This window comes from Lysobacter enzymogenes, from assembly GCF_017168095.1.
Lineage (GTDB): Bacteria > Pseudomonadota > Gammaproteobacteria > Xanthomonadales > Xanthomonadaceae > Lysobacter > Lysobacter enzymogenes_D.
Map to the genome: position 1 here is coordinate 1 of NZ_LXSD01000303.1, position 8082 is coordinate 8082.

General features: G+C 70.2%; 11 protein-coding genes and 1 pseudogene. 2 read left to right on the top strand and 10 right to left on the bottom strand.

All coding sequences use genetic code 11. The features are described from left to right. Positions 1 to 115 precede the first annotated feature (115 nt). The gene (locus A7A76_RS10230; RefSeq protein ID WP_206411113.1) at positions 116 to 913 is read right to left on the bottom strand and encodes an AraC family transcriptional regulator; all 798 of its coding nucleotides are present in this window, start codon (positions 911 to 913) and stop codon (positions 116 to 118) included. A gap of 123 nt (positions 914 to 1036) precedes the next feature. Between A7A76_RS10230 and A7A76_RS10235 the strand changes: the two genes are divergently transcribed. After that, entirely contained in the window at positions 1037 to 2311 is a 1275-nt protein-coding gene (locus A7A76_RS10235) for an MFS transporter (protein ID WP_206411114.1), read from the top strand. A gap of 52 nt (positions 2312 to 2363) precedes the next feature. Further along, entirely contained in the window at positions 2364 to 2969 is a 606-nt protein-coding gene (locus A7A76_RS10240) for an alpha-ketoglutarate-dependent dioxygenase AlkB (RefSeq protein ID WP_206411115.1), read from the top strand. 241 nt (positions 2970 to 3210) lie between these two features. On the opposite strand, the gene A7A76_RS10245 is transcribed toward A7A76_RS10240, so the two are convergent. From A7A76_RS10245 to A7A76_RS10285, 9 genes and pseudogenes are all read right to left on the bottom strand, one after another. Further along, the gene (locus A7A76_RS10245; RefSeq protein ID WP_206411116.1) at positions 3211 to 3402 is read right to left on the bottom strand and encodes a hypothetical protein; all 192 of its coding nucleotides are present in this window, start codon (positions 3400 to 3402) and stop codon (positions 3211 to 3213) included. Between the two features lie 22 nt (positions 3403 to 3424). Then, entirely contained in the window at positions 3425 to 4054 is a 630-nt protein-coding gene (locus A7A76_RS10250) for a GIY-YIG nuclease family protein (RefSeq protein WP_206411117.1), read from the bottom strand. A 172-nt stretch (positions 4055 to 4226) separates the two neighbouring features. Then, positions 4227 to 4460 carry a hypothetical protein gene (locus A7A76_RS10255; RefSeq protein WP_206411118.1) on the bottom strand — a complete coding sequence of 78 codons (234 nt, stop codon included), beginning with the start codon at positions 4458 to 4460 and terminating at the stop codon, positions 4227 to 4229. 139 nt (positions 4461 to 4599) lie between these two features. After that, complete coding sequence (locus A7A76_RS10260; RefSeq protein WP_206411119.1) at positions 4600 to 4902, bottom strand: DUF3247 family protein; 303 nt, start codon at positions 4900 to 4902, stop codon at positions 4600 to 4602. A 100-nt stretch (positions 4903 to 5002) separates the two neighbouring features. Then, positions 5003 to 5362 (bottom strand): BON domain-containing protein, encoded by a 360-nt coding sequence (locus A7A76_RS10265; RefSeq protein ID WP_206411120.1) that lies wholly within the window; start codon positions 5360 to 5362, stop codon positions 5003 to 5005. A 131-nt stretch (positions 5363 to 5493) separates the two neighbouring features. Then, positions 5494 to 5664 (bottom strand): annotated as a pseudogene (locus A7A76_RS10270) (HupB); the annotation flags it as partial. Between the two features lie 278 nt (positions 5665 to 5942). Then, entirely contained in the window at positions 5943 to 6389 is a 447-nt protein-coding gene (locus A7A76_RS10275) for a low affinity iron permease family protein (protein WP_206411122.1), read from the bottom strand. Next, positions 6386 to 6757, bottom strand: coding sequence for a hypothetical protein (locus tag A7A76_RS10280; protein ID WP_206411123.1), 372 nt, complete (start codon positions 6755 to 6757; stop codon positions 6386 to 6388). The genes A7A76_RS10275 and A7A76_RS10280 overlap by 4 nt, the downstream gene beginning before the upstream one ends. 375 nt (positions 6758 to 7132) lie before the next feature. Beyond that, on the bottom strand, positions 7133 to 8082 hold a 950-nt coding region (locus A7A76_RS10285), incomplete at its 5' end, for an Lhr family helicase (protein WP_428995121.1).

Consider the following 8082-nt stretch of genomic DNA (forward strand, 5'->3'; position numbering starts at 1 on the left):
GTCGCTCCTACAGCCGCTTCGCCGCAACATCGCAAGCCCTGTAGGAGCGGCGCGAGCCGCGACCGCGCCACCGCAATCGCGACGCAACCGCCACCGCAGCCCGAACGCCACGCGCTTACCCAGGCGGCGCGTACGCCCGCGCCGTCGCCAGATAACGGCTCGGCGGCATGCCGATCAGTCGTTTGAACATGGTGGTGAAGGCCGAGGCGCTCTCGTAGCCCAGGTCCAACGCCAGGGCGGTGATCGCTTCGCCCGCGGCCAGCCGCGGCAAGGCGGCGAAGATCGCGGCCTGGCGGCACCATTGGGCGAAGCTGGTGCCGGTCTGGGCGCGGAAGCGGCGGGTGAAGGTGCGGCGGCTCATCGCCAGGTCGCGGCACCAGTCGTCGATGCCGTCGTGCGGCGACGGATGCGCGAGGTAGGCGCGGCAGCGCCTGGCCAGGCGCGGTTCGGCCGGGAACGGGATGTCCAGCGGCAGCACCGGCGCGCGCTCGATCTCGCGCACGATCAGCGAATAGATCAGGTCCGGGCGCGAACCGTCGGCGGTGTCGGCCTGCAGCGGCAGGTCCAGGGTCTCCAGCAACAGCTCGCGCATCAGCGCCGACACCCCGATCACCCGGCAGTCGGCCGGCAGCGCCGCGCTGACCTCGGGTTCGACGTAGATGCTGCGGGTGCTGATCGGCGCCAGCACGTGCACGTCGTGCGGCATGCCGGCCGGAATCCAGGCGGCGCGCTCGGGCGGCACCATCCAGCGGCCGGCCTCGGTGCCGACCACCATGATCCCGTGCGCGCCGTACAGCAGCTGCGAGCGGCGATGACGGTGGCGGGCGATGCGGTGCCCGCTCGGGTACTCGTTCGACGTCGCCACGATCCGGCCCGGCAGGTGGTCGACCTGGCCGGCCAGCACATTGCGCATTGGCCCGATCTCGAAGAATGTTGACCCGAACTATAACGCGGGCAAGCGCGCAGGGGCGTTTACTGAATCCGCCGTTGCGCCCGGCCCGCCGAGCGTGCGCCCCCTTCCCGCCAGCCTGCCGCCATGACCTCCCTGGACACCTCCGCTCCTGCAACGGCCGACAGTCCCGTCGCGCCCGCGGTTCCCGACTTCCAAGCCCCGCCCGCCCCGGCCGCCGAGACCGCCAACAAGATCGCCTTGCCGATCCTGGCCATGCTCAGCGTCTGCCACCTGCTCAACGACATGATCCAGTCGTTGCTGCCGGCGCTGTACCCGCTGTTGAAGCAGAGCTTCCAGCTCGATTTCGGCCAGATCGGCCTGATCACCCTGACCTTCCAGGTCACCGCCTCGCTGCTGCAGCCGCTGGTGGGCATCTACACCGACAAGCGGCCGATGCCGTGGTCGCTGGCGATCGGCATGGGCTTCACCCTGACCGGCCTGCTGCTGCTCTCGCGCGCCACCAGTTTCCCGATGCTGCTGCTCGCCGCGGCCCTGGTCGGTTCGGGGTCGTCGGTGTTCCATCCCGAATCCTCGCGCGTGGCGCGCATGGCCTCCGGCGGGCGCCACGGGCTGGCGCAGTCGCTGTTCCAGGTCGGCGGCAACCTCGGCTCGGCGCTGGGGCCGCTGCTGGCGGCGTACATCGTCATGCCGCGCGGCCAGGGCAGCGTGGGCTGGTTCGCGTTCGCCGCATTGGCGGCGATGCTGCTGCTCAGCCGCATCGGCCTGTGGTACCGCGAGCAGATTCCGCTGCAGCGCAAGGCCGGCGCGCGCACCGCCGCGGCGCCGAAGCTGCCGCGCAAGACCATCGTCGCGACCATGGTCGTGCTGGGCCTGCTGATCTTCAGCAAGTACTTCTACATGGCCAGCCTGTCGAGCTATTACACGTTCTATCTGATGCACAAGTTCGGGGTCGGCGCGCAGAGCGCGCAGGTGCATCTGTTCGTATTCCTCGGCGCGGTCGCGCTGGGCACCCTGGCCGGCGGCCCGATCGGCGACCGCATCGGCCGCCGCTACGTCATCTGGTTCTCGATCCTGGGCGTGCTGCCGTTCACCCTGCTGCTGCCGCACGCGAACCTGGCCTGGACCACGGTGCTGACGGTGATCATCGGCCTGATCCTGTCCTCGGCGTTCTCGGCGATCCTGGTCTACGCGCAGGAACTGGTGCCCGGCCGCACCGGCGTCATCGCCGGGCTGTTCTTCGGCTTCGCCTTCGGCATGGGCGGCTTGGGCGCGGCGGCGCTGGGCCAGTTGGCCGACCACGTCGGCATCGAAGCGGTCTACCGCCTGTGCGCCTACCTGCCGGCGATCGGCTTGCTGGCGTGGTTCCTGCCCAAGCTCGAGCAGCGGCCGAAGGCCTGAGCGCGCCGGCGCGGTCTCGCGCGCTGAGACCGCGCCGGCGTAGCCTGCGCCGATGCACCAAACCTCGCTGTTCGCCGCGCAACCGCAGCAACCCATCCTCGACGCCGAGGGCGGCGTGCGTTATCTGCCGGGCGTGTTCGCGCCGGACGCGTGCGCGCGCCTGTTCGCCGAACTGCGCGAGCACGCGGCTTGGAACTGCGAGCAACGGTTGATGTACGAGCGTCTGGTCGAAGTGCCGCGCCGCGTCGCCCGTTACCGCATCGGCCGCGACCCGCTGCCGCCGCTGCTGGAGGCCGCCGCCGAGCGCGTACGCGCGGCGCTCGGCGCGCCTTTCGACAGCATCGGCCTGAACCTCTACCGCGACGGCCGCGACAGCGTCGCCCCGCACAACGACAAACTGCACGACCTCGCGCCGGGCCAGCCCATCGCCGTGCTCTCGCTCGGCGCCAGCCGGCGCATGACCATCCGCGCCAAGCGCGCGCCGCACGCGACCTGGCATATCGAACTGGAGGCCGGCAGCCTGCTGGTCATGAGCCACGCCTCGCAATACCGCTACGACCACGGCATTCCCAAGGACCCGGGCGTGGTGGACGCGCGGATCAGCGCGGCGTTCCGGGTGCGGCGCGCAGTCGACGCCGCTGCGGCGCAGCGATTGTAGGAGCGACGCGAGTCGCGACCGCGGCACTTCGCTTGCGACGAGAGTTGCGCCGCAGGTGCGTTGTCGCGGTCGCGGCTTGCGCCGCTCCTACAGGGGGCATGCCGCTGCGACGAGGCGACTGTAGGAGCGACGCGAGTCGCGACCGCGACACTTCGCTTGCGACGAGAGTTGCGCCGCAGCTGCGTTGTCGCGGTCGCGGCTTGCGCCGCTCCTACAGGGAGATACCCGCCTGCGCGGGGATTCAGGACTGCGCGGACGGGGTCACCGCGTGCGCCGGCGCGTCGTCGCCGGAGGCCAGCGCGGCCCAGCGCAGCTCCACGCCGTTGCGCCGGCCTTTTTCGGTCAGCTTGAGTCCGTCGGGGTCGACGGTCAGGGTGTAGGCCTTGCCGTCGATGTCCAGTTCGCGCCGCAGCGGTTTGTCGAGTTTGGTCATGGTGCACTCCTGAGCGTTGGGCCTAGGGAACGGTAGCGCCGGCGCGCCGGTACCAGTCGAGCAGACTGGGCGGCAGGCGGCGGTCGAGATCGAAGGTCAGCGCGCGATGCGCGTCCAGGGTATCGAGCAGGTTGCGCCGCAGCGGCGCAAGCTCCGGCGCGTCGAGCAAGGCGGTGTCGCCCTGCAACTGCGCCAGCAGTTCCTCGGTGCGCGCATACAGCGCGTCGCCCTGCCCCGCCAGTTCGCGCGCCATCCACGCCGACAGCGGCCGGTGCACGGCATGGCCCCGCGCCTGCCACAACTCGGCTTCGCGTTCGAGTTGTGCATAGGCGCCGCGGTACCACTCGCCCAGGCCGGCCGCCTGTGCGCGCACGGTCAGCGGCGCGGGTGCGTTGTGTTCGCGCAGCCGCGCGTGCAAGGCGTGCTCGAGCGAGCGCGCCTCACGGACCTTGTCCAGTTCCAGCGCGAAGGCGCGGCCCAGATCGAAGAATTCGAAGTAACGCGGCTGCAAATCCTGGGCGCGTTGCAGCGGGTTGCGCGAGTGTCCGATCTTGAGCAGATCCTCGTACGCGCAAGGCAGCACGTACAAGAAACAGCGTCCCTCGCTGGCGCCGGCGGGACGGTCGGGTTCTCGGCTGCGCAAGAAGGACATGGGCCGGATCATCGCCCAGGCGTTGCGAGCGCGGCGTGGAGGCCGGAGCCGCAACGCATCCGGCTGTGGCTTGGCTCACGTTTTCTCACCGCGAAACGCGGCCGGCCGGCGGCTTTCCCGCCGTCGTGGGCGGAATTGGGAACGCGGCGACGACGCCGCATCGCACGCGCCATCAGATTCGATCGCGCGCGCCCTCGACGCCGCGGTGCTGCGCGCAGTGGGAGCAACAATAATAGTCGCCGTCGTGCTCGACGCCATGGCCGACGATCCGGCATCGGCAATGCGCGCAACGCGGCGCCAGCGCATGGATGGCGCATTCGAACGAATCGAACGTTCCGCTGCGATCGGGCATGGCGACGGTAAAGGCTTTGTCGTAGTCGTTTCCGCAGACATCGCAGGTAGGCATGGGAACTCCCGCGCGCTCGGCGCGCTGTAGGGATGGGGCGAATTCTCGCCGAAGGCCCGCTCCGCCAGCCCTGACGTGCGGCCGCTTCGGCTTCGGGCGCGACGGCGCCCCAACGGACGAGCCTTAGTCGGCGAACTCGTCACTCGGTGAAGTCGCGTTCGGACGAATGCACCGGACGGATCCGCAGGATCTCGTCGATCCACAGATAATCGCTGCGGCCGCTGGCCGGATCGTCGACGCGCACGACCGCATTGACGCCTTCGCGTCCATCCGGATCGAGAAACGTCTGCAGGCTCGGGCGCACCACGACCACCGCGGCACGCCAGCTGCCGTCGATCAATTGCAGATCGATCAAGCCCGCGTCGGGCAATTGCGCCACCAGCGCGCTGAGGCGCTCGATCTGCGCGGTGTCGCGGTAGACGCGGTCGGCGAGCTGGGTCATGGAAGCACCTCCGGGGCGGCGGTTGCGCCAGGCAGCGGCGGCGCGGGCGCGGCTGCGTCGCGCGGACATGGCGGGCGGCCCGGTCCGCGCGACGCCCGGCTCACTTGCGCGAATGCGACGCCATCAGGCCGCTGGTGTCGACCTTCTTGACGCCGTCGATGTTGCGCGCAATCGAGGCGGCCTTGTCGGCCTGCGCCTTGTCGACGTGGCCGGACAGCTTCACCACGCCGTTGACGGTCTCGACCTTGATGTCGGTGCCGGGCACGCCGCTGGTCGCCATCAGTTCGGTCTTGACCTTGGTGGTGATCCAGGTATCGCCGACCGGCTGCTGCGAATCGCCGGTCGCGGTGGAGACGGCCGGATCCTGTTCGGTCTGCGCCTGGGCGCCGGCCGATTGCGCGGCGGCGCTGCCGGCGAAAGCGAGGCTGAGCGCGGTGACGGCGATGAAGACGGTTTTCATGGACGATCCTCCGAAAGATGCAGCACTGGGTCAGGAAAGGCGGTACGCGTTAGATGCGTCGGACAGGAACGACGGAAACGGCAAGCGAATTCGACAGGGTGCGGATGGAAGGCGCGAACTCAATGCGAGTCCTTGCGCCCCGAACCCGACTTCTTGCCGCCGTGGTCCTGCTTGTTGACGGTGCGCCAGGCGCGCTCCTCGGCTTCCTCCTTGGGCACGCCTTCCTTGCGGTAGCCTTCCTCGATGTGCTGGGCCTGGCGTTTCTGCTTGTCGGTATAGGACGATTTGTCGCCGCGTGACATAGGTGGACCTCCGGTGGGCGAGCCGCGTCTGGCGGCCGGCGAAGGGGCGAACCATCGACGGTTCGCGGACGGTTCGTGGACGGACTGCGCGATGGTCTGGCTTCGCGTTGTCGGCTTCCACGCTAGCCACTGCGTGGTTAAGCGATCAGGATCGCAGCGTTAACGTCGGGTGTCGGGTTCATGCGCGCGGCGTCACGGCCGCCGAAAATTCTGGCCCGAAGCAGCGCGCGGATCGACGATCCACGCGGGCCCACACCCCAAACCATCCAAGTCGGACGCTAGCGTTGCGCCTGCGCTTCGTCGTCGCAGGTGTCTTCCTCGGACGTGCGCCGGCCACCGCCGCGCCGCTGCGCCTCGTCGCGCGCCCGGCAGGCCAGGTCTTCATAGCGCTTGCGGAAGCGCTCCAGCGCCTCCTCGTCGAGTTCTTCCAGGTCGAGCAAGGCGTTCTCGGCCGCGTGGGTCGCGCGGATCAGCTCGTCGAGCTTGATCTGCACCGCCGCCGAATCGCGGTTCTGCGAGTTCTGGATCAGGAACACCATCAGGAAGGTAATGATGGTGGTGCCCGTATTGATGACCAGCTGCCAGGTGTCGCTGTAGCCGAACATCGGCCCGGAAATCACCCAGGCCAGCACCACCAGCACCGCCAGGCCGAAGCACAGCGGATGGCCGGTGAAGCGCGCGGCGGCCTTGGCGCCGCGCTCGAAACCGCGACGCACGGCGTTCATCGCTGGCCACGCTCGCGTTGCAGACGGTCGCAGGCCGCCGCGGCGACCGCGCGCGCGTCGTCCCAATCCAGGCGCGAGGCGCCGTGCACGCGGCGGTAGCGGTCGTGCAGTTCGTCCTCGCCTTGCGCGCGGTCCTCGATCAGGCTGCGCACGTAAGCGTCCAGGCCGAGCTTGACCGCCGGCTCGTAATCGCTGAAGCGCAAGCCCGGGCGGCCGAACAGCGTGCGGTAGTGCGCGCGCCAGTAGCTCAATTCGGAGTCCAGATCGACCGCGTCGCGCGCCGGCCGCGTCGGCGCGACGGCGGTGCGGTGGCCGCCGGCGGCGGAGCCGCGGCGGGTCGGCAGGCTGTGGCTAGATTGCAGGCGCATCGGGTGTCCTCGAATGACTGCGGCGCGCGGTTACCGACCCGGCGCACAGAAGAAAGACCGCGGATACGCGCCATGGATGAATCCGCATGCATCGTCGGCGATGCGTGCGCATGAGCGCATTCGCTCGTTCACGGCCCCCGCAGACCACCTTGCCACTGCGCCGCGCGAAGAGCGTGTCGATTCGGCGCGGGCGCGTTTTTTCGAGTTCAGTTTCGCAAACGCGAGGGTGGCGCAGGCACGGCTGCGAATGCGACGAAACCGGTCGTGGGCGGAGATTGCGCGCGCGCCGCGCGCATCGCTTTACGTTTTCTTCGCATCCGGCGGAACTGGGTCGCGCTTTGGCGCTGAATCGCTCAGCCGCGACCGCCGGTCGCCTCAGCGCGCGCCCAGGCCCAGAGTGCGCATGACGTCGTCGATGCGCGCGTCGGCCGCGGCGACGCCGGGACGACGCAGCAACAAGCGCTGCACGTCGCGCTGCGCATCGGCGGGCAAGGTCTCGATCCATTCCACCTGCCCCGCCAGCAGGCTCGCCACCGCGACGCCGTCGCGGAAGGCGATGCGCGCGCCGGGAATGCGCGGCACCTTGGCGCCGGCCAGCACGCTGCCGGTGAGGTTGAGCGGATCGGCCGCCGACACGCACACCACTTCGCCGTCGTGCTCGCGCTGGCGCACCTGGCGCAGCGCGCTGACGGCATCGGGCAAGGCGTATTGCTCGCCGGTCATGCCGCTGACGAAGCGGCCGCCGCGGATCTCGCCGCGCGCTTCCAGGCGCCGGTACACGCGCAGCAGGTCGCGCCACGGCGGCAGCCACGCCGCCTCGCGCTGGATCAGGCGCCAGAACACCACGCCGTAGCGCTCGAGCAGGCGCCAGGCGATGTGTTCGACCGACTCGGCGATCTGCGCCGACACCTGCGCGGCGGCCGCCGGCTCGGACGCTTCCGGCCGGGTCAGCGACCAACGCCCCGCGTCCTGCAGATCGGTCAGCAGCGCGCGGCGGCGGCGCTGGCCGTGGCTGCTGGCGCGCTTGGACGGCGGCACCAGCAAGGCGCGCAGGCCGGCGTAGCTGTCGCAGGTGATGCGCCCGCGCACCACCAGCTCGCCCAGCGCTTCTTCCAGTTCGGTGCGCAGCAGGTGCGCGGAGCGTTCGAGTTCGTCGAAGAACGAGGCACCGCGCGCGGCCAGGGCGTCGAGCACGCGCTGCGCGCGCGAGGACACCGGCGCCGGGTCGGCGTTGCGGCCGGCGGCGCATTGCCAATCGGCCAGCGCGCGCCGCGGCAGCAGCACGATCGGGGTCTGGCGCACGCTCGGCACGCCCTGCGGCACCG